The following is a 26,404-nucleotide window of genomic DNA, read 5'->3' on the forward strand; positions in this document are numbered from 1 at the left end:
GCCCGATCTTCTTGTCTTTTTGAGACAAGGATTCGGAAGGATGCGGTCAGATCAAGGGAAAACCGGCCAAAATCCGATATTCATCAAACGCGTTGCCCGGCGACATAGGTTGCGGCCACGGCCCGGTCGTCGCCCATCATGATGGTCGGAAAGACCTGTTCCCAGATCGTCTCGGCCCTGCCCGCACGCTGTTCGATCCCCGGTGTCGAGGCGAGGTCGAGAACCACGAGGTCCGCCTCGTAGTCCGGCGCGAGCCGTCCGATGGTCTGCCCCATGCCAATGGCCTCGGCCGATCCGGCGGTGGCCAGCCACAGAAGGTGCGCGGGGTGCAGCGGCGTGCCGCGTAGCTGCCCGATCTCATAGGCCGCCGCCATGGTGCGGAGCATGGAAAACGACGACCCGCCCCCCGTGTCGGTGGCGAGCCCGACCTTCTGCCCCTCGGCTCGCAGGCCGGCCATGTCGAATAGGCCGGAGCCGATGAAGGTGTTGGAGGTCGGGCAATGGATGAGCGATGCCCCCGCCTCCTTCAACCGCGCTCGTTCACGGGCCGACAGGTGGATCGCGTGGCCCATCAGCGCGCCCTCGCGCAAGAGGCCGAAGCGGTCGTAGATGTCGGTGTAATCCGTGGCCTCGGGAAACATCCCCATGACCCACTCGATCTCTTCCGTCTGCTCGGACAGGTGCGTCTGCATCAGGCACGAAGGGTTCTCGGTCCAAAGGCTCCCCAGCGCCTCGAGTTGTTCGGGCGTCGAGGTGGGCGCGAAGCGCGGCGTGATGACGTAGGACAGCCGCCCCTGCCCGTGCCACCGCGCGAGCAGCCGCTTCGAGTCGTCGTATGCCGATTGCGCGGTGTCCCGCAGAGTGTCCGGCGCGTTCCGGTCCATGCAGGTTTTGCCCCCGAACACGCGCATCCCGCGTTTCTGCGCCTCGGCGAAATAGGCGCCCACGCTTTCCGGGTGGATGGTGCAGAAGCTGACGGTCGTGGTCGTGCCGTTGGACAGGACCAGATCGAAATAGCGCGATGCCACCTCGGCCGCATAGCCCGCATCCCCGAAACGCGCCTCTTCGGGGAATGTGTACGTGTTCAGCCAGTCGATCAGGCGTTTGCCCCAACTGGCGATGATGCCGGTCTGCGGGTAATGGGCGTGGGCGTCGATGAAGCCTGGCAGGATCAGGGCGTCGCCGTGATCCTCGACCACCGCATTGGACCACAGGCGTTTCAGCGTGTCCGCCGGCCCGATCTCGACGATGGTTCCCGTGGTGTCGTCCACGACGACGCCCGACCGGCGATCCCAGAGCGCCGACGCTTCGGGGTCGCCCGCGAACGGGTCCGACAGGAATGACAGGGTCTGACCGAGGATGAGTTTCATGGGGCTTCCGCGCTGGTGACTCGCAAAACCTAGGCCGGGCTTGGGGCAAGGTCCACGGCCTTTCCCCCTGTATCTCATCCCGGCCTTCCCCTAATGTCGCCCGCGACAACAGGCGGGGTGAAAGATGGCGGAAGACCTGAACACCGAAGAGATTCACGAAGAGGATAGCTACGCGCTTGACCGTGAGACGGTCGAGCCGGTTCTCGTCGCCCTGCGCGACGGTGACAGCGAGGCGCTGATCGAGGCGCTGGAGCCGGTTCACCCGGCCGACATCGCCGACCTTCTGGAACAGGTGGACGAGGATACGCGCCTGCGCCTTGTCCAGCTTTACGGCAAGGAATTCGATGGCGACATCCTGTCGGAACTGAACGAGAGCGTCCGCGAAAGCGTGATCGAGGCGCTGCATCCCGAGGTTCTGGCCGACGCCGTGCGCGAGCTGGACACCGACGACGTGGTCGACCTGATCGAGGATCTGGACGAGCCGCAGCAGGAAATCATCCTCGACGCGCTGGCGATCACCGACCGGGCCGCCGTCGAACAGTCGCTGTCCTACCCCGAGGAATCCGCAGGCCGTCTGATGCAGCGCGAGCTTGTGGCGGCGCCCGAGCACTGGGACGTCGGCCACCTGATCGACCACATGCGCGCGCATGAGGATCTGCCGGACCAGTTCTATCACGTCATTCTCGTCGATCCGCGGATGCGGCCCACGGGCTATGTCACGCTGGGCAAAATCATGGCCTCGCCCCGCACCACCGCCCTGTCCGAGATCACCGAGGACAGCTTTCGCACCATCCCGGTGACGCAGGACGAGGGCGATGTGGCCTATGCGTTCAACCAGTATCACCTGATTTCGGCCCCGGTGGTGGACGAGGACGACCGGCTTGTGGGCGTCATCACCATCGACGACGCAATGATCATTCTGGACGAAGAGCATGAAGAGGACATTCTGCGCCTCGCCGGTGTCGGGGAAGGGTCACTCAACGACCGGGTCAGCGAAACGGTGCGCGCGCGCCTGCCGTGGCTCGCCGTGAACCTTGGCACCGCGATCATCGCCTCGCTCGTCATCGCGCTCTTCGAAGACGTAATCGCCGGGTTCGTGGCGCTGGCCGTTCTGATGCCCATCGTGGCGTCGATGGGCGGGAACGCGGGCACACAAAGCCTGACCGTCGCGGTGCGGGCGATCGCGACGAAAGACCTGACCTCCTCGAACGTCTGGCGCGTGATCCGGCGCGAGGCCGCCGTGGGCTTCATCAACGGGGCGGTCTTCGCCATCGTGATGGGGATCGTCGGGATCATCTGGTTCGGCTCGCCCATGCTGGGCGCGGTGATCGCGGCGGCCATGGTCATCAACCTGATGGTCGCGGGGCTGGCGGGCGTGCTCGTCCCCGTCGTTCTGGACAAGTTCAACGTGGACCCCGCGCTGGCCTCCGGCACTTTCGTGACCACGGTAACCGACGTGGTGGGGTTCTTCGCCTTCCTCGGCCTCGCCGGAATCGTCCTGCTGTGATGGACAAGGCCGACGCCCGCGCCCGCGCGCTTGCCGCCCGTGACGCGGTGCACGATCCGGCGCGCGCGCAGGCGGCGCAGGCGCGGCTCAGGGCCGTGCTGCATGAGCATCGCGGCAGGCCGCTGGCCGGATACCTGCCGATGCGCTCGGAGGTCGATGCGCGGCCCGTCATGGCGGAAATGGCCGGACATGGCCCAGTGGGCGTTCCGGTCACGCCCAAGTTGGGCCTTCCCCTCACCTTCCGGCTTTGGACGCCGGACACACCGCTGGTCGAGGGGAAATACGGCACCCAATGGCCCGCCGACGGGCCGGACGTGGAGCCGCATGTGTTGATCGTCCCGCTTGTGGCCTTCGACCGCGCGGGCAATCGGCTGGGCTATGGCGGCGGGTTCTACGACCGGACATTGGCGGCGCTGCGGGCGCTGCGCCCGACCCTCGCCATCGGCTATGCCTTCGCCGCGCAGGAACTTCCCGACTTGCCGCTGGAACCCACGGATCAGCCGCTCGACGCCATCGTGACCGAGGTCGAAACGCTGCGCTTCGGGTGAGCGCCCGCTTGCCCTCGCCCCGGCAACGTCCTAGTCACGATCCATGAAGATACTTTTCCTTGGCGACGTCATGGGCCGCGCCGGCCGTCAGGCGATCTCGGATCGCCTCCCCACCCTCCGCAAAGACTGGAAGCTCGATTTCGTCGTGGTGAACGGCGAGAACGCCACCAATGGCGCGGGGCTGTCCGAAGCCCACGCGAAGCTGATCTTCGAGGCGGGCGCGGATGTGGTGACGCTGGGCGATCATGCCTTCGACCAGAAGGAGATGCTGTCCTACTGCGAGCGCGAAACCCGCATCATCCGCCCCCTCAACTTCGCCAAGGACGCGCCGGGGCGCGGTGTGCGGGTGTTCGAGGATCATCGGGGCCGCCGGGTGCTCGTGGCGCAGATCCTGGGCAACGTGTTCATGAAACGCGCCTTCGAAGACCCGTTCGGGTATATCGACCGGGCCCTAAAGCCCTTCAACCTCGGCGGTGCCGTGCAGGCCGCGCTGGTCGACGTGCATTGCGAGGCGACGTCGGAGAAGATGGCGATGGGTCATTTCCTCGACGGGCGGGCGAGCATCGTCGTCGGCACCCATACCCACGTGCCAACGGGCGACGCGATGATCCTGCCCGGTGGCACCGCCTATCTCACCGATGCCGGGATGTGCGGCGATTATCATTCCGTGATCGGGATGGAGAAGGCCGAGCCGCTGCGCCGGTTCGTCACCGGCATGGCCAAGGGCCGCTTCAATCCCGCGAACGAGGACGCGACGCTTTCGGGCCTGTACGTCGAGACCGACGACGCGACCGGCAAGGCGGTGCGGATCGAGATGGTGCGCGAGGGTGGAAAGCTGCAACAGTCGGCACCCTGACCCCTTCCGCGCTTGCCCGCACGCGGCGGCCCGGTTTAGATGAGCCGGTCAAGGCACAGGCAGCATGAACGTCCTACAACTTTCCTCGTCAGTCGAACCCATCGTTGCGCTGATCGTCGTCGGCGTCATGTTCCTGCTCTTCCTGCGCGAGGTCTTTCCGACCGAAGTGGTCGCGATCGGCGGGGTCGCCGTCATGCTCGTCACCGGCATCCTGCCCTACGAGAACGCGCTCGCCGTCCTGTCGAACCCGGCACCCTGGACCATCGCCTGCATGTTCATCATCATGGGGGCGCTGGTGCGCACCGGCGCATTGGATTGGTTCACCAACATCGCGGAACGGCAGGCGGGCGCGCGGCCGAAGCTCGCCCTCGCCACCCTCATGGGGTTCGTCGTCTTCGCCTCGGCCTTCGTGTCCAACACTCCAGTCGTCGTCGTGATGATCCCGGTGTTCACGCAGCTTGCCCGGCGGCTCGGCATCTCGGCGTCGAAACTGCTGATCCCCCTGTCCTACGGCGCGATCCTCGGCGGCACGCTGACGCTGATCGGCACCTCGACCAACCTGCTGGTCGACGGCGTGGCGCGGTCGGCGGGGCTGGAGCCGTTCTCGATCTTCGAGATCACGCCCATCGGGCTGCTCGTCGTGATCTGGGGCATGGCCTATCTCTGGATCGTGGCGCCGCATCTCTTGCCCGACCGCGACACGATGGCGGGGCTGCTCACCGACCGCTCGCGCAAGAAGTTCTTCACCGAGGCGGTGATCCCGCCGGACTCCAACCTCATCGGGCGCGAGGTGAACGGGGTGCAGCTGTTCAAACGCGAAGGCGTGCGGCTGATCGACGTTGTGCGCGGCGACGTCTCGCTGCGCCGCAATCTTGCCGCCGTGAAGCTTCAGGTCGGGGACCGTGTGGTTCTGCGCACCCAGATGACCGAGCTTCTGTCGCTTCAGGCGAACAAGAGCCTCAAGCGGGTGGATCAGGTGTCGGCGGTCGAAACGACGACGGTGGAGGTGCTGATCTCGCCCGGCTGCAAGATGATCGGGCGCACGCTGGGCCAGCTTCGACTGCGCCGACGCTACGGGGTCTATCCGCTGGCCGTGCATCGCCGGAACCAGAACATCGGCCAGCAACTCGACAACATCACCGTTCGGGTGGGCGATACGCTGCTTCTGGAAGGCGCGCAGGAGGATATTCAGCGATTGGCGGCGGATATGGACCTTGTCGACGTGTCCAAACCGTCGGGCCGCGCGTTTCGCCGGGGTCACGCGCCCATCGCGCTTTTGTCGCTGTTCGGGATCGTGGCGCTGGCCGGTCTGGGCGTCGCCCCGATCCTCGCCGTGGCCGTGATCGCCGTGGCGGTGGTGCTGCTGACCCGCGCCGTGGATGCGGACGAGGCCTTCAGCCAGGTCGAGGGAAGTCTTCTGGCGCTAATCTTCTCGATGCTCGCCATCGGGGCCGCGCTGGACGCCTCGGGCGCCGTGAAGATGATCGCGGACGCGCTGGCGCCTGTGATCGAGGGCCTCCCGCCCTTCCTGCTGATCTGGTCGATCTACCTGCTGACCTCGGTTCTGACGGAGCTTGTCTCGAACAACGCGGTCGCCGTGGTGGTCACACCCATCGCCATCGGGATCGCCACGGCCATCGGCTATGACCCCCGCCCTCTCGTGGTGGCGGTGATGGTCGCGGCCTCGGCCAGCTTTTCGACCCCGATCGGGTATCAGACCAACACGCTGGTCTATGGCCCCGGCGGGTATCGGTTCACCGATTTCATGAAGGTGGGGATTCCCCTGAACCTGTCCATGGGCCTGCTGGTGAGCGCGGTCATCCCGCTGATCTGGCCGCTCTGAGCGGTTTCGAACAGGCTTGCGCCCGTCCGACCGAGGTGGGGGAGGCCAGCCTCCCCCACACCCCCTCCGAGGTATTTTCGGACCAGAGAAGCAGGACGCGGCGTCAGTAGCCCCGGCGTTTGTCGACTTCATTGAGAAGCGGCTCGCCGGCTTCGACCCGCCTGATGTTCCGGGCCACGACGCGGGACGCGGTTTCAGGCCGGGTCTCGGACGCGATGTGGGGCGTGACCGTGACGCGCGGGTGCGACCAGTAGGGGTGATCTTCCGGCAGCGGTTCGATGCGGAAGGTGTCGAGCGTCGCGTGCCCGATCCGCCCCGCGTCGAGTGCCGCCAGCAGGGCGTCGTCGTCGATCAGCGCGCCGCGTCCGGGGTTCAGGATCACGGCGCCTTCGGGCATGAGCGCCAGCGTGCGGGCGTTCAGCGTGTTCTCGGTATCGGGCGTCGAGGGCAGGAGCAGCACGAGGATTTCGGCACTGGTCAGCACCTCGTCCAGCCCCGCCGCGCCGTGAAAGCAGGCGACACCGGGGATGGATTTGGGCGACCGGCTCCACCCCGTTACCACGAAATTTAAGGCCGACAGAGCGCGCGCGCAGGCCGCGCCAAGTTCGCCTAGCCCCAGCACCACGACCTTGCGCGAGCGGGCGAGGGGCGGGGCGGCGTGGGTCCAGTCCGGCGCGGTTCGGGTGATGTGCTGGTCGAGGCCAAGATGATGGCGCAGGACATGGCCTGTCACCCATTCGACCATGCCTTCGGTCAGGCCCGTATCGACCATGCGCGCATAGGGCTGGGTCAGCGTGTCGTTCGCGATGATGCTTTCGACCCCGGCCCAGAGACCGAGCACCGCTTTCGTGCGCGTGTAATCCGACAGGTCCGCCGCGCCCTTGCCGGGCGCGTAAATCACGTAGTCCACCGTTTCGGGTGCGAAGTCGGTGCCGAGGGACGCGGTGATCCCGGCCTCGGCAAAGGCCGCCTCCAGATGCGGCGTCCACTCCGCGACGAGGCGGCGGGGGGCGAGGCACTGAACCTTCAGCATCAGCGGGGCCGGTGGACGTGCGCGGATTGGACGAGGCCGAACCCGATCATCAGGATGAGCATGGCCGAGCCGCCGTAGCTGACCAAGGGCAACGGCACACCGACAACGGGGGCGAGGCCCATGACCATCGACATGTTGACCGCGAAAAAGAAAAAGAACGTGGCGGCGATGCCGAGCGTCAGCAGCGCCCCATATCGATCGGTGTTACGAACGGCGCTTGCGATGCAGAACACGATGATGAGCACATAGACGGCGAGGAGCGAGGCGGCGCCGACGAAGCCGAATTCCTCGGCCAGCGTCGTGAAGATGAAGTCGGTGTGTTTTTCGGGCAGGAAGTTCAGGCGCGACTGGGTGCCCTGCATGAATCCCCGCCCCGTCCAGCCGCCCGACCCCAGCGCGATCTTGGATTGGGTGATGTGGTAGCCGGCGCCGAGCGGGTCGGTCGTCGGGTCGAGGAAGGTGTCGATCCGACGGTACTGATAATCCTTGAGAAGCTGCCACTCGGTCCCGCGCGAGGTGAAGACGGCGGCCACCAGCCCGACGCCCCCGGCCCCGACGACGGCGAAATAAAGCCAGTGGACCCCCGCAAGGAACATCACGACCGCGCCGCCGCCGACCAGCAGGATGGCGGTGCCGAGGTCGGGCTGGCTGAGGACGAGGAAGGTGGGAAACAGCACGACCACGACCGGCACCAGCACCCAGAGCGGGCGCGAGACCTTGTCGACGTCGAGCCAGTCGTAATAGGCGGCGAGCACCATGACCAAGGTGATCTTGGTCAGCTCGGACGGTTGCAGGCGCATGAAGCCGAGGTCGATCCAACGCTGCGCGCCCATACCCACGTCGCCCACGAACTCGACCGCGACGAGCAGCGCGACCGAGACCGCGAAGGCGAGAACCGACATGTTGCGCCAGAACCAGATCGGGACCATCGCGACGATGAACATCATCACGAAGCCGACCGCGAAACGCTTCATCTGCGGCTCGGCCCAAGGCGAGAACGACCCGCCCGCGACCGAGTAGAGCATCAGGAATCCGATGCTGGCGGCGGCGGCCAGCAGCAGGGCGAGCACCCAGTTGAAGTAAAAGACCTTGGACAGCCCGGTGGGCGTGTACTTGACGTTGTATTCGAGAAAACTCATGCCCGCGACCTGCCTTGCGACGGGGCGAGCGGTTCGCGCAGGTTCATCATTTCGAACTGCGAGCGGATCGTGCCTCGTTGGGGCGAGGGATAGGCGTCGAGCGGCGGAATGTCGTCGTAAAGCGCGGCGAGCATGATGTCGCGGGCGATGGGCGCGGCGGCCAGCGAGCCGCCCATGCCGTGTTCCACGACCACCGACACCGCCACTTCGGGCGCGTCATGGGGCGCGAAGCTGACGAACAGGGCGTGGTCGCGGCGGTTCCACGGCAGATCCTCGTTCCGGGTCACGCCCGCCGCGCGTTCGGCGGCGGTGATGTTGCGCACCTGACTGGTGCCGGTCTTGCCCGCCATGCGAATCCCGTCGGCCACGATGCGCGAGCGCCCGGCGGTGCCGCGCGTGCCGTTGACGACCTCGTACATGCCGAGGCGGACGGCGGCGAGGTGCGAGGGGTCGATGTCCAGAACATCCGCGCCGCGCACGGGCTGTTCGACCCCGTCGATCGACCGCACGAGGCGCGGTTCGATCGCGGTGCCGCTGGCGATGCGGGCGGTCATGATGGCGAGTTGCAGCGGCGAGGCGAGCACGAAGCCCTGCCCGATCCCCGCGTTCAGACTGTCGCCGATCATCCAGTCGCCGCCACGAACCTCGCGCTTCCAGTCCTTTGTCGGCATCAGCCCTTCGGCCACGCCGGACAGGGGCACGTCGGGCCGGATGCCCAGCCCAAGCTTGCGCGCCATCGCGGAAATCGCTTCGATCCCGACCCGTTCGGCAAGCTCGTAGTAATAGACGTCGCAGGATTCCTTGAGCGAGCGGACCAGATCGACCCGGCCATGCCCGCCGCGCGACCAGCAGTGGAAGCGTCGGCCTGAGACTTCCTTGTAGCCCCGGCAGGTCACGGTTTCCTTGTCGTCGATGACCCCCGCCTCGAGCGCCGCGAGCGCCACGACCATCTTGAAGGTCGAGCCGGGCGGATAGGTGCCCTGCGCCGTCTTGTTGGCGAGCGGGCGATACGGGTCTTCGAGCAGCGCGTTGTAATCGCGGCTGGAAATCCCGCGCACGAACTTGTTCGGGTCGTAGGACGGTGCTGAGGCGATGGCGAGGATATCGCCGTTGCGCGGGTCCATCACCACCGCCGCCGCGCTTTCTCCCGCCAGACGCGCTTCCGAGAAATTCTGGAGCGCGTGGTTCACCGTCAGTTGCAGGTTCGCGCCGGGGATGCCCTCTTCCCTGTCGATCTCGCGCATGACGCGGCCCACGGCGTTCACTTCGATCCGGCGTGTCCCGGCCTCGCCCCTCAGATCCTCTTCGTGCTTGTTCTCGACCCCGGTCTTGCCGATCTGGAAACGTGGGATCTGAAGCACCGGGTCCGGGTCTTCGATCTTGGACAAGTCATAATCGGACACCGGGCCGACGTAGCCGACCACATGGGCGAAATCGCTGTCGAGCGGATAGACCCGGCTGAGGCCGACCTCGGGCGTGACACCCGGCAGGGCGGGCGCGTTCACGGCGACCTTGGAGATGTCTTCCCACGCGACACGTTCGGCCACCGTCACGGGCACGAAGGGCGAGCGGCGCATCATCTCGTCCAGCGCCTTTTGCTTGTCCTCTTCCGAAATCCAGACGAGCTTCTGCAACCGGGTCAGGATTTCTTCGGGGTCGCCCGCATCCTCGCGCACCATGACGATGGAGTAATTCTGCTCGTTCCCGGCAAGCAAGACGCCCTTGCGGTCATAGACCAGACCGCGCACCGGCGGGATCAGGCGAATGTTGATCCGGTTCTCGTCGGCGAGCATCCGGTATTCGTCGGCCTGATCGACCTGCATATAGCGCATCCGGCCCACCAAGACGCCCGCCAGCGCAAGCTGGGCCGTGCCCAGCAGCAGGCCGCGCCGGGTGATGCGCTTGGCGCTTTTCTCGGTATCGGCGGGGGTGCGTCTCATGCAGGCCGCGCCTCCGGGTCGAGGGCGCCGGGTTTCAGCCATTCGATGCGGAACCCGAGCGACGAGATCAGGACGGCCACCGGATAGGCGACCACGGTGACCAACAGGTTCAGAACCGACATGCCGAACCCGACCTGCGGCACGAAGAAGACGCCGAGGATCAGCCGTTCGGCCAGCATCATCAAGGTCAGGATCGCGCCGACCGACACCCATTCGAGCGCAAAGCCCTGTTCGGCCAACAGGCCACGGCGCGAGCGGAGCGCCTCGAGCCCCAGGATCGCGAGCAACGGCGCGATGCCCGGCGGGGCGAGCGACAGCATGTCACCGACGAGAAGGATGGCCGCGACCAGCAGGACCGGAAGATAATCCGGGCGCCGGACGGTCCAGGCGAAGGCGAAGCACAGGATCAGATCGGGCGGCGGAAAGTTCTGCGCCCCGTTGTGCAGCGGCAGCATCCGGGTGAACAGGATCAGCGCGCTGATGCCGAGAAAGAGCAGCATGTAGAGTAGCCTGCGGGCGAGATACGGGTCGATCATTGCGTGACCTCCGCCGTTTCCTCCGCCGGGCAGGTTTCAGGCCGCTCCGCCCCGTCTTCGAGGTCGACGCATTCGGGCGGCAGGCCGTCGGCCACGGGGGCCATGACCGGGTTCATCACGATGAGCGCACCGTTGTCCGTCACCACTTCGCCGGGGTGCGAGCGCATGACCCGCAGGAATTCGAGCCGTTCGTAATCGGCCGCAAGGCGCACGCGCAGGCGGCGATCCTTGCCCTGCACCACCTCACCCACCAGAAGCCCGGCGGGGAATACGCCGCCGTCGCCCGAGGACAGCACCCGGTCGCCGGGGCGCACGAGATCGCGGTTGTCGACGAAGCCCAGCGGCGGCACCGCCGAGTTGTCGCCGGTCAGGATAGCGGTCTGGCCCGAGGGCTGCACGGTCACCGGGATGCGGCTGTTGGAATCGGTGAGCAGGATCACCCGGCTGGTGCGTTCCCCGACCCCCGCGATCCGGCCGACAAGGCCCAGACCGTCCATCGCCGCCCAGCCATCGACCACGCCGTCGCGCGCGCCGAGGTTGATGAGCACCGACTGGCGGAAGGGCGACCCGGAATCGGCGAGCACCACGCCGGTCACGTAGGACAGGCGCGCGTCGAGGCGGACGTTGTTCAGGTCGCGCAGCTTGGCGTTCTCCTGCTCCAGTTGCAGCGCCGCCTCTTTCCACGCCTGCATCTGGCGCAATTCGCGGCGCAGTTCCTGATTCTGCTCGGAGATGCGCTGATAGCTCTGGAAATTCTCGATCGCGTCGGCGGTCTTGGTTACCGGGACCAGTGCCCATTCGAAATTCGGCACCACGGCATCGACAAGCTGCGCCCGGAAGCGTTCCACCCGCGGGCTGTCGATCCGCCAGAGCAGGAACAGGGCGAAGAGGACGAACAGCGTCAGACCGATCAGGATGCGCCTGACCGGACCCACATAGTCCTCTGTCCGTGCCTTGGACCTTGCCAATCTGATCCCCTATCGTCTCGGGGTGCGGGCCACGTGGCCCCTCAACTGTCGTAGTCGATAACGTGACGCAGTTGCTTTTCGTATTCCAGTGCCTTGCCGGTGCCCAAGGCTACACAATTCAGCGACTCGTCTGCGACCGAGATCGAAAGCCCGGTCTGCTCGCGCAGGGCGAGGTCGAGTTCGCCCAGAAGTGCGCCGCCGCCGGTGAGCATGACACCCCGGTCGACGATGTCGGCGGCGAGGTCGGGCGGCGTGGTTTCAAGCGCCGTCATGACCGCCTCGCAGATCTGCTGCACGGGTTCGGCCAGCGCCTCGGCCACTTGGGCCTGGCTGATCTCGATTTCCTTCGGCACACCGTTGAGCAGGTCGCGGCCCCGGATCATCATGCTCGCGCCACGCCCGTCGTCGGGCATCCGCGCGGTGCCGATGGAGGTCTTGATGCGCTCGGCGGTCGCTTCGCCGATGAGCAGGTTATGCTGGCGACGCAGGTAGTTGACGATGCTTTCGTCCATCCGGTCGCCACCGACGCGGACCGAGCGCGCGTAAACGATGTCGCCAAGCGACAGGACGGCCACTTCGGTCGTGCCGCCGCCGATGTCGACGACCATGGACCCGGTCGGATCGGTGATCGGCATCCCCGCCCCGATGGCCGCAGCGATAGGTTCCGCGATCAGGCCGGCGCGCCGCGCGCCTGCGGAAAGAACCGACTGGCGAATGGCGCGTTTTTCGACGGGGGTCGCGCCGTGTGGCACGCAGACGATGATCTTGGGCTTGGAGAAGGTCGTGCGCTTGTGAACCTTGCGGATGAAGTGCTTGATCATCTCTTCGGCGGTGTCGAAGTCGGCGATCACGCCTTCGCGCATCGGGCGGATCGCTTCGATCGAACCGGGGGTCCGACCCAGCATCAGCTTGGCGTCCTCGCCCACGGCGAGCACCTTCTTCACGCCGTCTTTGACGTGGTAGGCGACCACCGAAGGTTCGTTGAGAATCACACCGCGACCCTTCACGTAGACGAGCGTGTTCGCCGTCCCGAGGTCGATCGCCATGTCGGACGAGAAAAGTCCAGAGATTCCTACCATTTTCGGTGTCTTCCGTCAGTCCCAATACCCAAGCCCCCGACGCGAGGCCGGGGGTGTGACGCCTTATATGAGCCAAGGGGCGCAGGTGAAAGGGGGTGCGCAGGCGGCCCCGGCAAAATTCTGCCCAGCCCGCCCGCTCTTCAAGGTCGCTGCCCTCTCATCGCCGTCTGGGCGAAGACGGGTCGCAGGGCCGGATGAGCGTGGCCCCGCCCGTCAGCTCGCGTCGGTGTAGCGCACTTCCGGGGTCGATTTCTTTCGGACCTGAAGCCGGTTCAGCGCGGTGATATAGGCCTTGGCCGAGGCCACGACCGTATCGGTGTCCGACGACTGGCCGGTGGCGATCCGGCCATCCTCGGACAAACGCACCGACACCGTGGCCTGCGCATCCGTGCCTTCGGTCACGGCGGACACCTGATAGAGTTCCAGCCGCGCCCCGGTCGGGAACAGCGCCTTGACTGCGTTGAAGGTCGCGTCCACCGGGCCGTCGCCGGTCGCGGTGTGCTGGTGATCCACCCCGTCGATGGTCAGGTTGATGTCGGCGGATTGCGGCGCTTCGGTGCCGCAGATGACGCGCAGGAACTTCAGCTTGATCCGCTCGTTGATCGCGTCGCCCGACACCACCTGCATCAGGGCGATGATGTCGTCGTCGTAGACCTCTTTCTTGCGGTCGGCCAAAGCCTTGAACCGCACGAACACGTCCTTCAACTGGTTCTCGCCCACATCGTCGTAGCCCAGACCCTTGAGCTTGTCGCGCAGCGCCGCCCGACCCGAGTGTTTGCCCAGCGGCAAGGAGGACGCGGCGAGGCCGATGTCCTCGGGCAGCATGATCTCGAACGTCTCGGCGTTCTTCAGCATTCCGTCCTGATGGATGCCGCTTTCATGCGCGAAGGCGTTCTTGCCGACCACGGCCTTGTTGAACTGCACCGGGAAGCCTGACACCTGGCTCACACGGCGGCTGATCGCCATGATCTTTTTCGTGTCGATCTGGGTGGCATAGGGCATGATGTCGTTGCGCACGCGCATCGCCATGACGACCTCTTCCAGCGCGGTGTTGCCCGCGCGTTCACCCAGCCCGTTGATCGTGCATTCGATCTGGCGCGCGCCTGCGTCGACGGCGGCGAGGCTGTTGGCCGTCGCCATGCCCAGATCGTTGTGGCAATGGGTCGAAAACACGACCTCGTCCGCGCCCGGCACCTTTTCTATCAGCATACGGATCAGGTCGGCGCTTTCGCGCGGCGCGGTGTAGCCCACCGTGTCGGGGATGTTGATCGTCGTCGCACCCGCGTTGATCGCGATTTCGACGACGCGGCAGAGATAGTCGTGCTCGGTCCGGGTCGCATCCATCGCGGACCACTGGACGTTGTCGGTCAGGTTGCGGGCGTGGGTCACCGTGTCGTGGATCAGGTCCGCCATCGCATCCTGCGTCAGGTTCGGGATGGCCCGGTGCAGCGGCGAGGTGCCGATGAACGTGTGTATCCGGTGGCTGCCCGCGTGCTTGATCGCCTCATAACACCGGTCGATGTCCTTGAAATTCGCCCTCGACAGCCCGCAGATCGTGGACTGTTTCGAGCGGACGGCGATTTCCTTCACCGCCTCGAAATCGCCCTCGGAGGCGATGGGAAAGCCCGCTTCGATCACGTCGACGCCCATGTCGTCGAGCATTTCCGCGATCTCGAGCTTTTCCTCGTGGCTCATGGTCGCGCCGGGGCTTTGTTCGCCGTCACGCAGGGTCGTATCGAAAATCAGGACGCGGTCCTGTTCGCTCTTGTCGGTCATGGGAATGTCTCTCTTGTCTGTCTTAGCCTTGGGTTCGCTGGCGCGGTTGCATACCCCTGAGCGCTCGCGCCGACGGCACGCTCAGAGGCGGCTAAGAAGGAGGAGGGCAGCACGACGGGACGGGCGCGGGGTCGCGCCGGTCGAACCGAGAATATGTGCCGTCATCGTCATGGGGCGGATTTATACCCCGCCCAGCGTGAATGAAAAGTGTTTTTCGGTGGAACTGGTCTGAGGGCCCATGCGTGTCGTAAACACCCCATGACGAAAACAGCACTCATCATCGGCGCGTCGGGCGGGATCGGCGGGGCCATCGCGCGGCAACTCAAGGCGGACGGCTGGGCGGTCACTGGTCTGTCCCGCAGCACCGAGGGGCTGGACTACGGCGACCCCGAAGGCGTGGATCGGCTGCTTGGGGGCGTCGAAGGCCCGGTCGATCTGATCTTCATCGCCACGGGGGCGCTTGAGATCGACGGACACGGCCCCGAAAAGGCGCTGCGCCAGATCGATGCCGCCGCACTGGAGGCACAGTTTCGCACCAACACCATCGGCCCCGCGCTGGTCCTGCGCCACGCCGCCCGCCTTCTGCCCCGCGACCGCCCGGCGGCCATTGCGGCCTTGTCGGCGCGGGTCGGGTCCATCGGGGACAACCGGCTGGGCGGCTGGTATGGCTACCGCGCCGCCAAAGCCGCGCTCAACCAGATCATGCACGGCGCCGCCATCGAACTTGCCCGCACCCACAAACAGGCCGTCTGCGTGGCCCTGCACCCCGGCACGGTCGAGACGGACCTGACCGCCGTGCACGGCGCGGGCCACGACAAGGTCACACCCGATCAGGCCGCCGCGAACCTGCTGGGCGTTCTGGACGGTCTGGCGCCCGAGGACACGGGGCTCTTTTTCGACTGGCAGGGCAAGCGGGTGGTGTGGTGAGCCGCCTGATCCTCGTCCTTGGCGACCAGTTGGCCCCGACGCTGTCCGCGCTGGATGCGGCCGACCGGGAGACGGATGTGGTGGTCATGGCCGAGGTGCGGGGCGAGGCGGGAAGGCCTAACCACCATCCGCAGAAGATCGCGCTGATCTTTGCCGCGATGCGCAAGTTCGCCGCGCAGCTGATCGAAGAGGGCTGGACCGCGGCCTATGCCCGGCTCACCGACACGGACAACGCACAGACCATCGACGGCGAACTCCTGCGCCGCGCGGACGAATTCGGCGCGCAGGAGGTGATCTGCACCACCCCCGGCGACTGGCGGTTGATCGAGATGCTGGACGAGTTGCCGCTGAAGGTCACGCGCCTGCCCGACACCCGGTTCATCTCGACCCAATCGGAGTTCGAGGATTGGGCGAAGGGGCGCAAGGAACTCCGCATGGAGTATTTCTATCGGCTGATGCGCAAGAAGACGGGCATCCTGATGGATGGCGAAAAGCCGGAGGGCGGCAAGTGGAATTACGACCACGACAACCGAAAGCCCGCCGAGGCGGACCTGTTCCAGCCCAAGGTGCCGAGGTTCAAGCCCGATGACGTGACGCGGGAAGTGCTGGAACTTGTCGCCGACGAATTCGCCGACCATTTCGGGGATCTGGACGGGTTCGCCTATCCGACCACCGCGAAAGAGGCCGCGAAGGCCGCCGACGACTTCATCGCGAATCGCCTTGAGGGCTTCGGTCCCTATCAGGACGCGATGCTGACCGGCGAGGCGCATCTGTATCACTCGATCCTGTCGCCCGCGCTGAACATCGGGCTTCTGGACCCGCTCGACCTGTGCCGCCGGGCGGAGACGGCGTATCGCGACGGGAAGGTGCCGCTGAATTCGGCCGAAGGGTTCATCCGCCAGATCCTCGGCTGGCGCGAATACGTGCGCGGCATCTACATGATGGACGGCCCAGGCTATACCGACCGCAACGCGCTGCGGCACGACCGCGATCTGCCATGGCTATTCTGGGGCGGCGAGACCGATATGGCCTGCCTGTCCGAAGTGGTGACCCTGACGCGCGAAAACGCTTATGCGCACCATATCCAGCGGTTGATGATTACCGGGAACTTCGCGCTTCTGATCGGCGCGGACCCGGCGCAGGTGCACGACTGGTATTTGTCGGTCTATGCCGACGCGTTCGAATGGGTCGAGGCCCCGAACACGATCGGAATGAGCCAGTTCGCAGATGGCGGCATGATCGCGTCCAAGCCCTATGTCTCGTCCGGCAATTATATCGACAAGATGTCAAACTATTGTGACGGTTGCGCCTATGACGTGCGCAAGAAGACCGGGAAAGGCGCTTGCCCGTTCAACCTGCTCTACTGGTGGTTCCTTGACCGACACGCGCAAAGGTTCCGAAAAAATCCCCGCATGGGAACGATTTATGCGACATGGGACCGGATGGACACGGACCGGAAAAAGGTGATCCTGTCGGAAGCCGAAGAATTCTTGGCCCGACTCGATAATGGTGAGACTCCGTAACCCACTTCCCAAGCGAAAATCGGCCTGCACGGCCAAAAGTTGTATTTCACTATCGTATTTAAAGCCCATATGAGTCACTGTTAGTCAGTCCTTGCTGTCAGGATTTCCAGACATGACCGGATGGGCCGGTCGAAAAGGAGGTATTCGTGGACCAGGTGCGCAGAAGAAAAAGCGCCGCCGACCGCAAAGCCGAAATCGTGGACACGGTGATCCAGCTGTCGGCGACGATGGGGCCGGACCGCGTGACGACACAGCACCTTGCAGATGCGGTGGGGGTGACCCAGCCGGCGATCTTCCGTCATTTCGGCACCAAGGCCGAGATTTGGGACGCCGTGAGCGAGCGGATCGTGACCGACATCGAAGGCATCGCGCGCACCGCCGGAGACGCTCTGGACGGGCTGCGCGACTACGTGAAGAATTTCGTCGATCTGGTCAAATGGCGGCCCGCCCTGCCCTCGATCCTGCATTCGCTGGAGCTTCAGGCCGACAACGCCGCGCTGCGCGACCGTTTCCATGCCATGCATTCCGAGCGCACGTCGATGATCGCCGGGCTGGTCGAGCAGGGTCAGGGCGCACGGATCATTCGGCACGACCTGAAACCATCGGAAGTGGCCGGTGTGGTGCTCTCCTCGCTCCACGGTCTTACGCTCGACTGGACCTTGAAGGGCCAGACCTTCGATCTGGAAGAAGAAGGCGCGCGTCTTGCGGACAACCTGATCGCGATGATCCGCACCTGAAACCTGCGGCGGAATGTAACATTCTAAAATATGAATTTATGCTTCCGTTTTTCGGTCTCCGATAGTATACAATCGCCCTTGGCCGCACTGTCGCGGCCTGCTCGGGCGCTTGGTGGGATCGCTGCGCCCCTCTTGTGGGAGGAGACATCATGGCGCATGTGGTCGTTCTGGGCGGGGGCCTTGGGGGCACCATCCAGGCCTATGAGCTGAAGGAAACGCTGACACGCAGCGACACCATCACGCTCATATCGAACAAGCCCTATTTCCAGTTCACCCCGTCGAACCCGTGGGCCGGTGTCGGCTGGCGCTCGAAGGACGAGATCACCATCGACCTCGCTCCGGTGATGAAACGCCGGGGGATCGATTTCATCTGCGACGGCGCGACGAAACTGGTGCCCGAGGAAAACAGGATCGAGCTCGAGAGCGGGGCCGAGGTCACATACGACTACCTCATCATCGCGACCGGGCCGGAGCTTGCCTTCGACGAGATCGAGGGGTTCGGACCCGAGGGTCACACGAACTCGGTCTGCACCATCGAACATGCCGAGAAATCGGGCGGCAAGGGTGGCACGTGGGAGGCGTTCTGCAAGAACCCCGGCCCCATCGTCGTCGGCGCGGTTCAGGGCGCGTCCTGCTTCGGCCCGGCCTATGAATACCTGTTCACGCTCGACACGGACCTGCGCCGCCGCAAGATCAAGCATAAGGTGCCGATGACCTTTGTGACATCGGAACCCTATATCGGCCACTTGGGCCTTGGCGGCGTGGGCGACACCAAGTCGATGCTGGAAAGCGCGATGCGCGACCGCGACATCAAGTGGATCACCAACGCGCACACCGACAAGTTCACCGAGGGCGCGGTCCACGTCACCGAGTTCGACGAGGACGGCAACGAAAAGAAGACGCACGAGGTGCCGGCGACCTACAAGATGATGCTGCCCGCCTTTCGCGGCATCCCGGCGATCCGGGGCATCGATGGGCTGGTGAACCCGCGCGGCTTCGTCATCGTCGACGAATACCAGCGCAATCCGAAATACCGCAACATCTTCGGCATCGGCGTCGCCATCGCCATCGCACCGCCTGTGGCGACCCCGGTCGCGACGGGTGTGCCCAAGACCGGCTTCATGATCGAGTCGATGGTGACCGCGACGGCCCACAACCTGCCCCGCATCCTTGCGGGAGAGGAGCCGAACAACCTGCCGTCTTGGAACGCGCTTTGCCTTGCCGATTTCGGCGACAGGGGGGCCGCGTTCCTCGCCATGCCCCAGAACCCGCCGCGTAACGTGAACTGGGCGTCGGAAGGCAAATGGGTGCATTGGGCGAAGCTGGCCTTCGAATGGTATTTCATGCGCAAGGTTCGCAAGGGCGTGAGCGAGCCGTGGTACGAAAAGACCGCGATGAAGATCATGAAGATCAACAAGATCCAAGGCCGCTGAGGCAGCCCTTGCATCGGAAAAGGGAAAAGGCCGCCCAGTGGGCGGCCTTTTTCGTGGTCGAGGATGTCGGAATCAGTAAAGCCCGCCGCTTCCCAGGGTCGAATTGATCTCGGGCGCCTGCGGCGGCCCCGACGGCACACGGGGCGCGGCCGAATTGTTCTGATCCGACGACTGGTTCTCTTGCGCAGGCGCCGGAGCGGGTGCCGGGGCGGGCGCAGGCTCCGGCTCGGGCGCAGGGGCAGGCGCGGGTTCCGGCGTGGGCTCGGGTTCGGGCGTCGGCGCGGGTTCCGGTGTGGGTTCAGGCTCAGGCTCGGGCGCAGGTTCCGGTTCCGGTTCGGGGGCGGGCTCGGGCTCCGCAGCAGGTACCGGGTCGGTCGCAGGTGTCTCGGGTTCGGCCGCGGGCGTTTCGGGTTCGGCTTCGGTCGCAGCCGGGACAATCGGCGCGGGCGTGCCACCTTCGAGCATCGACGACATCACGCCGTTGACCCATGCGCCTGACACCCGCTCGCCCGAGGCATAGGCCACCGTGCCCTGCCCGTTGCGCTGGTCGTTCGCGAACATGCCTTCGTAGACGTCGCCGTTGGCATAGGTCGCGGTGCCCATGCCGTGTTTCATCCCGTCTTTCCATTCGCCGGTATAGGTGAACCCGTCGGCCAGCGTCAGCGTGCCCTGCCCGTCGCGTTCACCATTGGCCCAGCCGCCGTCATAGACGGAGCCGTCGGCGTATTCCTCGCGTCCCTGACCGTGGCGTTTGCCCGCCTTCCAGCCGCCGGTATAGCCGTGACCTTCGGCGAAGGTCAGGGTGCCTTCGCCATCGAACAGCGCCGACACGAAGCTGCCCTCGTAGGTCGAGCCGTTGGGATAGGTCGCGCGGCCCGTGCCTTCGATCACCCCGTCGCGCCAGTCGCCGACATAGGTGCCGCCGTCGGGATAGGTGATCGTGCCACTGCCGTCGGGCAGGCCCGCGCGGAAAGTGCCCTGATAGACCGACCCGTCGGGATAGGTGACGGTGCCTTCGCCTTCGATCTGGCCGTCGACCCAGTTGCCCTCGTAGCGATACCCGTCCGCGCCGGCGAAAACGCCCTGCCCGCTGCGGTGATCGTTCAGGAAGGCGCCGGTGTAGCTGTCGCCGCTGGCATAGGTGACCTTGCCCTCGCCTGACCGCTGACCTTCGACGAACTGGCCCTGATAGACGTCGCCATTGGCCTGCGTGAGAATCCCGGAGCCGTGCATCTGGCCCGCGACCCACTGGCCTTCGTAGCGCATCCCGTCGGTTCCGACATAGGTGCCCTGCCCCTGCCGCTGGTCGTTCGAGAACCCGCCGGAATAGGTCGAGCCGTCCGCATAGGTCGCGGTGCCCGTCCCGTCCTTCTGGCCCATGTTCCACTCGCCGTCGTAGGTGAAGCCCGACGGGCTGACCATCTTGCCGCGCCCGTGATGCAGCGCCTCCCGCAGACCACCCTCGTAGGTCACGCCATTGGCGTATTCCGCGATCCCGGTCCCGGTGATCTTGCCGTCCACCCAGTCGCCTTCGAAACTCGACCCGTCCGCGAAGGTGATCTTGCCGAAGCCATGCGGCTTGCCGGCGGCGAAGTTCCCTTCGTAGACCGAACCGTTGGGAAAGCGCGCGACGCCCTCGCCCCGGATCTCGCCCTCGACGAAGGTGCCGGTGTATTCGTAGCCCGCCGGGGTGCGCAGCGTGCCCTGTCCGTGGGGCTGCCCGTCCTTGAACGTGCCTTCATAGACGCGGCCGTCGTCATACTGCATCGTATCGGCCCCGTCCTGCGCAAAGACGCCGCTGGCGCACAGGCTGGCGGCGAGGGGAAGGACAAGACGCATCGCGCGATACATGAGAACCTCGTGGGCATTCGTTCGGAAAGTGTGCGAAACCTAAGCGTCAGGGCCATGAGAGACAATTGTTTTCGCATGACAATCACGGCACCCGGCTTTTCCCTGCCCATGAACCCCGCTAAGAGGGTCGCGACCTCGCGAGGATGGACATGGCTGACACCTTTCGCCTGACACTGGCCCAGTTGAACCCTGTTGTGGGTGATATTCCCGGCAATGCCGACATGGCGCGCGCGGCGTGGACCGCCGCGAAAGAGGCCGGGGCAGACATGGTCATGCTGACCGAAAGCTTCCTCACCGGCTACCAGCCGCAGGACCTTGTGATGCGCCCGGCCTTCTGGTCCGAGGCGATGGAGGCGTGCGAGGCGCTGGCCAAGGACGTGGCCGATGGCCCGGTCATGGGGATCGGCTGCCCCTATCACGACGGCAAAGACCTGTATAACGCCTACTGGGTTCTCGAAGGCGGGCGGGTGCGGCGGCGCATCCTGAAGCAAATGCTCCCGAACGAGACGGTGTTCGACGAAAAACGCCTGTTCAGCCACGCAGAACCGCAGGACCCGATCAAGGTCGGGCCGCTCACGCTGGGCATCCCGATCTGCGAGGATGCGTGGTGGCCCGATGCGGTCTGCGAAAACCTTGCCGAAAAGGGTGCCGAGGTGCTCGCCGTGCCGAACGGCTCGCCCTATTACCGGGGCAAGGTCGAGACGCGCCACGGCGTGATGCGCGCGCGGGTCGAAGAGACGGGCCTGCCGCTCATCTACCTCAACATGGTCGGCGGACAGGACGATCAGGTGTTCGACGGCGCGAGTTTCGGCATGGACGCGCAGGGCGAGCTTGCGTTTCAGTTTCGCGAATTCGACGAGGTGATCCGGCACATTGACCTTGAACGCGGCGACGACGGCTGGCGCATCGTGCCGGGTGAGGTGGTGCCCGCCCTGCCTGCCTATGAGGCCGACTACCGCGTCATGGTGCAATCCCTGCGCGACTACATGGGCAAGACCGGGTTCAAGAAGGTGCTTCTGGGTCTGTCCGGCGGTATCGACAGCGCTATCGTCGCGACCATCGCCGCCGACGCGCTTGGCCCCGAAAACGTGCGCTGCGTGATGCTGCCGTCCGAATACACCAGCCAAGGCTCGCTGGACGACGCCAAGGCGGTGGCCGAGAGGCTCGGCTGTCACTACGACTTCGTGCCGATCAAAGGCCCCCGCGACGCCGTGACGGAAACGCTCGCCCCGCTGTTCGAAGGCTACGCCCCCGATCTGACCGAGGAAAACATCCAGTCCCGCCTGCGCGGTCTGCTCCTCATGGCGATGTCCAACAAGTTCGGGGAAATGCTGCTGACCACCGGCAACAAGTCCGAGGTCGCGGTAGGATACGCCACGATCTATGGCGACATGGCGGGCGGTTATAACCCGATCAAAGACCTTTACAAAATGCGGGTGTTCGAGACGTGCCGCTGGCGCAACGCGAACCACCGCGACTGGATGATGGGCCCCGAAGGCGAGGTCATTCCGGTGTCCATCATCGACAAACCGCCCAGCGCGGAACTGCGCGACGATCAGAAAGACAGCGACAGCTTGCCGCCTTACGAGGTGCTGGACGCCATTCTAGAAGGGTTGGTGGACAAGGAACTGTCGGTGGCCGAGCTGGTGGCGCAGGGCTTCGACCGGGACACGGTGAAAAAGGTGGAACACCTGATCTTCATCTCGGAATACAAGCGTTTCCAATCCGCGCCGGGCGCACGCCTGACGATGCGCAGCTTCTGGCTCGACCGCCGCTATCCCATCGTGAACCGCTGGCGGGACAAGACATGACGAACACGTTGGAAATATACGCGGCCCCGCCGTCGTTCCGCACGATGCGCTGGATCGGGGCGGCGTTTCTGGCGCTGGGTGTGATCTGCATCTTCAACGTGGCGACGACCGATCTCGATGCGCTGTGGAAAACACCGCTCGGCGTGATCCTCGCCGTGCCGGTTCTGATCGGTGTGATGCTGGGCTGGGTCGGGCTGACCGAAACCCACATGCGGCGGCGGCTGGCGCTTTTGACGCCCGAAGGCGCGCAGGTCGGGGTGCATGGCATGATCCCGTGGAGCCATATCGTGCGCGTGGAACGGCGCGGCTCGGGCACATACGAGACGCTCACCCTGTTTCCTTCCGGCAAGCGCGAGTTGCGCCGTCCGATCCCGGTGGGCCGCGCCGAAACCTCGCCCGACATGATCGTGGGCGAAGTGCTCGCCCTGATCGAGAATGCCGGGCTGACGGTGACCCACGCGCCGAAAGAGCAGATGATCGGCCAGCGCGACGTGTGGGAGGTGTCGGGCGCGCCGGAACCCGCGCCTGCCAAGCCCGGACACGTCCCTGCCTGATCGCCCATCGGGCATGCGTCAGGCGAGCGAGGTGCCGCGCGCCTTCATCAGGTGATTGCCGATATAGCTCGCGATCCGCTTGCCGTCGGCGCGATGCACGTCGTTGCGGAAACTCACCCGCCCCCGGTCGGGCCGCGATTTCGACCGTTCCGCCGTCACGACCTCGGCCCGCACGTGGATGACGTCGCCCGGAACCGCTGGCAGGAACCACCGCACCTCGTCCATCCCCGAGGCGCCCATCGACGCTTCGTCCCAGACGCCCGACTGCATGGCGAGGTTGAAGGCGATCAAAAGCGTGTGCCAGCCCGAGGCGATCAGCGTTCCGAAATGGCTTTCGGCCGCCGCCGCATCATCGACATGGAACGGCTGCGGATCCCATTCGCGGGCGAATTTCACGATGGCCTCGCGGGTCAGTTCCGCCTCGCCGGATCGGTAGGTGAACCCGATCGGCAGATCCTCGAAATACCTTTGTGTCACTGGGCAGGCTCCGCCGGTTTGGTCACCGGCATTTGTGGGGATGTTTCCGTTCCGCCCGCCATGCCGCCGATCAGGCCCGAGCTCAGTATGAACAGGCCGAAGGCGAGTGCGATCGCGATCATGATGATCCCCGGAATACGGCTTGCGACCCGTTGGGCCGACCGACGCTCGAACCGGCTGCCGATCGCCCAGACGATGACGGAGATGACGAGCGCCACCGCCTGCCACGCCATGAACTTGGCGACCTTGTTCAGCCCGGCGGTGAACCCGTCGCTGGATGGTTCGGTCATTCCGAAGTCGATGAACGCCAGAATGAACGCGACGCTCCAGAGCAAGAGACCTATTCGTAAGGCAGTGCGTGCTGTCATGCGGCGACAGTGCCATGTGGCGCGACATGCGCAAGCGAAACTTGGCCACCGGCCCGGCGATCAGCCCAGCGTGACATCCAGAAACATCATCAGGACCAGTCCGACGATAAGCCCGGTCGTCGCACGGTGCTGGTGCCCGCCGCGATGCGTTTCGGGGATGATCTCGTGGCTGATGATATAGAGCATGGCCCCGGCGGCGAAGGTCAGCCCCCAGGGCAGCAGCGCCTCGGCCATGGTCACCGCGACGACACCGATCAGCCCGCCCACCGGCTCCACCAGCCCGGTCATGAGCGCGATCAGGAAACTGCGCCCCTTGGCATACCCCAGCCCGCGCAGGGCCACGGCGACCGCAAGACCCTCGGGCGCGTTCTGAAGGCCGATGCCGGTGGCCAGCGACATGCCGTTGGCCACGTCGCCGCCGCCGAACCCCACGCCCACGGCCATGCCCTCGGGGAAGTTGTGGATCGTGATCGCGATGACGAACAGCCAGATGCGCGACAGCGCACCGGGGTCCGCGCCCTCGGGCCCGGCGATGAAATGCTCATGCGGCAAGGCTTCGTTCATCGCGTAGACGGCAAGCGCGCCCAGAACAATCCCGCCCGCCGCGATGGCCGCAGCCGCCCAGACGCTTCCCGTTTCCATCTTGGCGATGTCGAGACCGGGCAGGATGAGCGAAAAGAACGAGGCCGAGATCATCACCCCGGCCGCGAAGCCCAAGAGCATGTCCGACCATTTCCGGGTGATGGTGCGACCGAAGAGAACGGGCAGCGCCCCGACCCCCGTCATGAGCCCGGCGCCAAGGCTCGCCAGCAATCCGATCAATACGATAGACATGGCGCCACCTTGCGGGGCGTCGCGCCGGGCGCAAGCGCAATCGGTCGCGTTGCGCACGGTGATCGCCGGCTGTAGCGTCGCGCGGACAGCAGGTCCGGGGGAGGTATCCATGACCGTCATCACCAACATCGACGATCTCAAACGCCTCTACCGGCGTCGCGCGCCCAAGATGTTCTACGACTATTGCGAAAGCGGTTCGTGGACCGAGCAGACCTTTCGCGAGAACGTGTCGGATTTCGACGCGATCCGCCTGCGTCAGCGCGTGGCCGTCGATATGTCGAACCGGACCACGAAGACGCAGATGATCGGACAGGACGTGGCCATGCCCGTCGCGCTCGCCCCGGTCGGCATGACCGGGATGCAATCCGCGGATGGCGAGATCAAGGCGGCCCGCGCCGCCGAAAAGTTCGGCGTGCCCTTCACGCTGTCCACCATGTCGATCTGCTCCATCGAGGACGTGGCCGAGCACACCACGGCCCCCTTTTGGTTCCAGCTCTACGTCATGCGTGACGAGGATTACCTGTCGCGCTTGATCCAGCGCACCAAGGATGCGGGCTGCTCGGCGCTGGTTATCACGCTCGACCTTCAGATCATGGGGCAGCGGCACAAGGACATTCGCAACGGCCTTTCCGCCCCCCCGAAACCGACCGTCCGAAACCTCGTGAACCTGTCGACCAAATGGCGCTGGGGCATGGGGATGCTGGGCACGAAACGGCGCAGTTTCGGCAACGTCGTCGGGCATGTGAAGGGGATTTCGGACCCGTCGAAGCTCATGTCCTGGACCAACGATCAGTTCGACCCCGCGCTCGACTGGTCCAAGATCGAAAAGATCAAAGAGATGTGGGGCGGCCCGCTGATCCTGAAGGGCGTCATGGAAGCCGAGGATGCGGTGATGGCCGCCAAGGTGGGTGCCGATGCGATCATCGTGTCGAACCACGGCGGGCGCCAACTGGATGGGGCGCTGTCGTCGATCCGCGCGCTGGACCCGATCCTTCAGGCGGTGGGCGACCGGATCGAGGTGCATCTGGACAGCGGCATCCGCTCCGGTCAGGACGTGCTGAAGGCGATGGCGATGGGCGCGAAGGGCACCTATATCGGCCGCGCCTTCGTCTATGGTCTGGGCGCGATGGGCGAAGCGGGCGTGACCCGCGCGCTGGAGGTGATCCACAAGGAACTCGACACCTCCATGGCCTTCTGCGGACACCGCGACATCAATCAGGTCGACCGCGACATCCTGCGCATCCCGCGCGATTTCTCCGGCGACTGGGCCTGAGCCTCCGCGATTCGTCTGCGG

At 65.4% G+C, this 26,404-nt stretch carries 23 protein-coding genes; 11 read left to right on the plus strand and 12 right to left on the minus strand.

Annotation, left to right across the window (positions count from 1 at the left end; all coding sequences use genetic code 11):
• Positions 1-83: 83 nt before the first annotated feature.
• Complete coding sequence (gene guaD / locus FCT00_RS02335; RefSeq protein ID WP_138421693.1) at positions 84-1,370, minus strand: guanine deaminase; 1,287 nt, start codon at positions 1,368-1,370, stop codon at positions 84-86.
• Positions 1,371-1,494: 124 nt separating this feature from the next.
• Between guaD and mgtE the strand changes: the two genes are divergently transcribed.
• The 4 genes from mgtE to FCT00_RS02355 all read left to right on the plus strand — a co-directional run bounded on the left by mgtE (position 1,495) and on the right by FCT00_RS02355 (position 6,124).
• Complete coding sequence (gene mgtE, locus FCT00_RS02340) at positions 1,495-2,877, plus strand: magnesium transporter (RefSeq protein WP_008334325.1); 1,383 nt, start codon at positions 1,495-1,497, stop codon at positions 2,875-2,877.
• A complete protein-coding gene (locus FCT00_RS02345) occupies positions 2,877-3,425 on the plus strand; it encodes a 5-formyltetrahydrofolate cyclo-ligase (protein WP_138421694.1) in 549 nt (182 codons plus the stop codon). The genes mgtE and FCT00_RS02345 overlap by 1 nt, the downstream gene beginning before the upstream one ends.
• A gap of 43 nt (positions 3,426-3,468) precedes the next feature.
• Positions 3,469-4,281 (plus strand): TIGR00282 family metallophosphoesterase, encoded by an 813-nt coding sequence (locus FCT00_RS02350; RefSeq protein ID WP_138421695.1) that lies wholly within the window; start codon positions 3,469-3,471, stop codon positions 4,279-4,281.
• Between the two features lie 64 nt (positions 4,282-4,345).
• On the plus strand, positions 4,346-6,124 hold the full coding sequence (locus tag FCT00_RS02355; RefSeq protein ID WP_138421696.1) for an SLC13 family permease: 1,779 nt from the start codon (positions 4,346-4,348) through the stop codon (positions 6,122-6,124).
• A gap of 103 nt (positions 6,125-6,227) precedes the next feature.
• On the opposite strand, the gene FCT00_RS02360 is transcribed toward FCT00_RS02355, so the two are convergent.
• The 7 genes from FCT00_RS02360 to FCT00_RS02390 all read right to left on the minus strand — a co-directional run bounded on the left by FCT00_RS02360 (position 6,228) and on the right by FCT00_RS02390 (position 14,595).
• Entirely contained in the window at positions 6,228-7,157 is a 930-nt protein-coding gene (locus tag FCT00_RS02360; protein WP_138421697.1) for a 2-hydroxyacid dehydrogenase, read from the minus strand.
• Positions 7,157-8,296 carry a rod shape-determining protein RodA gene (gene rodA, locus FCT00_RS02365; protein WP_138421698.1) on the minus strand — a complete coding sequence of 380 codons (1,140 nt, stop codon included), beginning with the start codon at positions 8,294-8,296 and terminating at the stop codon, positions 7,157-7,159. Before rodA ends, FCT00_RS02360 begins: the two co-directional genes overlap by 1 nt.
• Positions 8,293-10,236 (minus strand): penicillin-binding protein 2, encoded by a 1,944-nt coding sequence (gene mrdA / locus FCT00_RS02370; protein ID WP_008334316.1) that lies wholly within the window; start codon positions 10,234-10,236, stop codon positions 8,293-8,295. The genes rodA and mrdA overlap by 4 nt, the downstream gene beginning before the upstream one ends.
• On the minus strand, positions 10,233-10,772 hold the full coding sequence (locus tag FCT00_RS02375) for a rod shape-determining protein MreD (RefSeq protein WP_138421699.1): 540 nt from the start codon (positions 10,770-10,772) through the stop codon (positions 10,233-10,235). The genes mrdA and FCT00_RS02375 overlap by 4 nt, the downstream gene beginning before the upstream one ends.
• Positions 10,769-11,740 carry a rod shape-determining protein MreC gene (gene mreC, locus FCT00_RS02380; RefSeq protein ID WP_050771989.1) on the minus strand — a complete coding sequence of 324 codons (972 nt, stop codon included), beginning with the start codon at positions 11,738-11,740 and terminating at the stop codon, positions 10,769-10,771. The genes FCT00_RS02375 and mreC overlap by 4 nt, the downstream gene beginning before the upstream one ends.
• 41 nt (positions 11,741-11,781) lie before the next feature.
• Complete coding sequence (locus FCT00_RS02385; protein WP_040885198.1) at positions 11,782-12,819, minus strand: rod shape-determining protein; 1,038 nt, start codon at positions 12,817-12,819, stop codon at positions 11,782-11,784.
• 213 nt (positions 12,820-13,032) lie between these two features.
• Positions 13,033-14,595: a 2-isopropylmalate synthase gene (locus FCT00_RS02390; RefSeq protein ID WP_008334309.1), complete on the minus strand. Its 1,563-nt coding sequence runs from the start codon at positions 14,593-14,595 to the stop codon at positions 13,033-13,035.
• 258 nt (positions 14,596-14,853) lie between these two features.
• Here FCT00_RS02390 and FCT00_RS02395 point away from each other — a divergent pair, with 258 nt between their 5' ends.
• The 4 genes from FCT00_RS02395 to FCT00_RS02410 all read left to right on the plus strand — a co-directional run bounded on the left by FCT00_RS02395 (position 14,854) and on the right by FCT00_RS02410 (position 19,215).
• Positions 14,854-15,522 (plus strand): SDR family NAD(P)-dependent oxidoreductase, encoded by a 669-nt coding sequence (locus FCT00_RS02395; protein ID WP_138421700.1) that lies wholly within the window; start codon positions 14,854-14,856, stop codon positions 15,520-15,522.
• Positions 15,516-17,045: a cryptochrome/photolyase family protein gene (locus FCT00_RS02400; RefSeq protein WP_138421701.1), complete on the plus strand. Its 1,530-nt coding sequence runs from the start codon at positions 15,516-15,518 to the stop codon at positions 17,043-17,045. The genes FCT00_RS02395 and FCT00_RS02400 overlap by 7 nt, the downstream gene beginning before the upstream one ends.
• 146 nt (positions 17,046-17,191) lie before the next feature.
• On the plus strand, positions 17,192-17,782 hold the full coding sequence (locus FCT00_RS02405; protein ID WP_008334304.1) for a TetR/AcrR family transcriptional regulator: 591 nt from the start codon (positions 17,192-17,194) through the stop codon (positions 17,780-17,782).
• Between the two features lie 149 nt (positions 17,783-17,931).
• Positions 17,932-19,215 carry an NAD(P)/FAD-dependent oxidoreductase gene (locus tag FCT00_RS02410; RefSeq protein WP_138421702.1) on the plus strand — a complete coding sequence of 428 codons (1,284 nt, stop codon included), beginning with the start codon at positions 17,932-17,934 and terminating at the stop codon, positions 19,213-19,215.
• Positions 19,216-19,287: 72 nt separating this feature from the next.
• Here FCT00_RS02410 and FCT00_RS02415 read toward each other — a convergent pair whose 3' ends face one another.
• Positions 19,288-21,066, minus strand: coding sequence for an MORN repeat-containing protein (locus FCT00_RS02415; protein ID WP_138421703.1), 1,779 nt, complete (start codon positions 21,064-21,066; stop codon positions 19,288-19,290).
• A gap of 149 nt (positions 21,067-21,215) precedes the next feature.
• On the opposite strand from FCT00_RS02415, the gene FCT00_RS02420 reads away from it, so the two are divergent.
• Positions 21,216-22,877 carry an NAD+ synthase gene (locus tag FCT00_RS02420; protein ID WP_138421704.1) on the plus strand — a complete coding sequence of 554 codons (1,662 nt, stop codon included), beginning with the start codon at positions 21,216-21,218 and terminating at the stop codon, positions 22,875-22,877.
• Entirely contained in the window at positions 22,874-23,431 is a 558-nt protein-coding gene (locus tag FCT00_RS02425; RefSeq protein ID WP_138421705.1) for a LapA family protein, read from the plus strand. Before FCT00_RS02420 ends, FCT00_RS02425 begins: the two co-directional genes overlap by 4 nt.
• 18 nt (positions 23,432-23,449) lie before the next feature.
• Here FCT00_RS02425 and FCT00_RS21575 read toward each other — a convergent pair whose 3' ends face one another.
• From FCT00_RS21575 to FCT00_RS02435, 3 genes are read right to left on the minus strand one after another with little or no spacing between them, the layout of a single operon-like run.
• Positions 23,450-23,908 carry a MaoC family dehydratase gene (locus FCT00_RS21575; RefSeq protein ID WP_008334291.1) on the minus strand — a complete coding sequence of 153 codons (459 nt, stop codon included), beginning with the start codon at positions 23,906-23,908 and terminating at the stop codon, positions 23,450-23,452.
• Complete coding sequence (locus tag FCT00_RS21580) at positions 23,905-24,276, minus strand: hypothetical protein (RefSeq protein ID WP_212747990.1); 372 nt, start codon at positions 24,274-24,276, stop codon at positions 23,905-23,907. The genes FCT00_RS21575 and FCT00_RS21580 overlap by 4 nt, the downstream gene beginning before the upstream one ends.
• 60 nt (positions 24,277-24,336) lie before the next feature.
• Entirely contained in the window at positions 24,337-25,110 is a 774-nt protein-coding gene (locus FCT00_RS02435; RefSeq protein ID WP_138421707.1) for a ZIP family metal transporter, read from the minus strand.
• Positions 25,111-25,219: 109 nt separating this feature from the next.
• On the opposite strand from FCT00_RS02435, the gene FCT00_RS02440 reads away from it, so the two are divergent.
• On the plus strand, positions 25,220-26,383 hold the full coding sequence (locus FCT00_RS02440) for an alpha-hydroxy acid oxidase (protein WP_138421708.1): 1,164 nt from the start codon (positions 25,220-25,222) through the stop codon (positions 26,381-26,383).
• Positions 26,384-26,404: the final 21 nt, after the last annotated feature.

Source organism: Maritimibacter alexandrii, from assembly GCF_005871115.1.
Taxonomy (GTDB): Bacteria; Pseudomonadota; Alphaproteobacteria; order Rhodobacterales; family Rhodobacteraceae; genus Maritimibacter; species Maritimibacter alkaliphilus.

Bases quoted from the DNA above. Each gene is read 5' to 3' on its own strand.
- guaD (WP_138421693.1), bottom strand. From the start codon at position 1,370: ATGAAACTCATCCTCGGTCAGACCCTGTCATTCCTGTCGGACCCGTTC.
- mgtE (WP_008334325.1), top strand. From the start codon at position 1,495: ATGGCGGAAGACCTGAACACCGAAGAGATTCACGAAGAGGATAGCTAC.
- FCT00_RS02345 (WP_138421694.1), top strand. From the start codon at position 2,877: ATGGACAAGGCCGACGCCCGCGCCCGCGCGCTTGCCGCCCGTGACGCG.
- FCT00_RS02350 (WP_138421695.1), top strand. From the start codon at position 3,469: ATGAAGATACTTTTCCTTGGCGACGTCATGGGCCGCGCCGGCCGTCAG.
- FCT00_RS02355 (WP_138421696.1), top strand. From the start codon at position 4,346: ATGAACGTCCTACAACTTTCCTCGTCAGTCGAACCCATCGTTGCGCTG.
- FCT00_RS02360 (WP_138421697.1), bottom strand. From the start codon at position 7,157: ATGCTGAAGGTTCAGTGCCTCGCCCCCCGCCGCCTCGTCGCGGAGTGG.
- rodA (WP_138421698.1), bottom strand. From the start codon at position 8,296: ATGAGTTTTCTCGAATACAACGTCAAGTACACGCCCACCGGGCTGTCC.
- mrdA (WP_008334316.1), bottom strand. From the start codon at position 10,236: ATGAGACGCACCCCCGCCGATACCGAGAAAAGCGCCAAGCGCATCACC.
- FCT00_RS02375 (WP_138421699.1), bottom strand. From the start codon at position 10,772: ATGATCGACCCGTATCTCGCCCGCAGGCTACTCTACATGCTGCTCTTT.
- FCT00_RS02385 (WP_040885198.1), bottom strand. From the start codon at position 12,819: ATGGTAGGAATCTCTGGACTTTTCTCGTCCGACATGGCGATCGACCTC.
- FCT00_RS02390 (WP_008334309.1), bottom strand. From the start codon at position 14,595: ATGACCGACAAGAGCGAACAGGACCGCGTCCTGATTTTCGATACGACC.
- FCT00_RS02395 (WP_138421700.1), top strand. From the start codon at position 14,854: ATGACGAAAACAGCACTCATCATCGGCGCGTCGGGCGGGATCGGCGGG.
- FCT00_RS02410 (WP_138421702.1), top strand. From the start codon at position 17,932: ATGGCGCATGTGGTCGTTCTGGGCGGGGGCCTTGGGGGCACCATCCAG.
- FCT00_RS02415 (WP_138421703.1), bottom strand. From the start codon at position 21,066: ATGTATCGCGCGATGCGTCTTGTCCTTCCCCTCGCCGCCAGCCTGTGC.
- FCT00_RS02420 (WP_138421704.1), top strand. From the start codon at position 21,216: ATGGCTGACACCTTTCGCCTGACACTGGCCCAGTTGAACCCTGTTGTG.
- FCT00_RS02425 (WP_138421705.1), top strand. From the start codon at position 22,874: ATGACGAACACGTTGGAAATATACGCGGCCCCGCCGTCGTTCCGCACG.
- FCT00_RS21580 (WP_212747990.1), bottom strand. From the start codon at position 24,276: ATGACAGCACGCACTGCCTTACGAATAGGTCTCTTGCTCTGGAGCGTC.
- FCT00_RS02435 (WP_138421707.1), bottom strand. From the start codon at position 25,110: ATGTCTATCGTATTGATCGGATTGCTGGCGAGCCTTGGCGCCGGGCTC.
- FCT00_RS02440 (WP_138421708.1), top strand. From the start codon at position 25,220: ATGACCGTCATCACCAACATCGACGATCTCAAACGCCTCTACCGGCGT.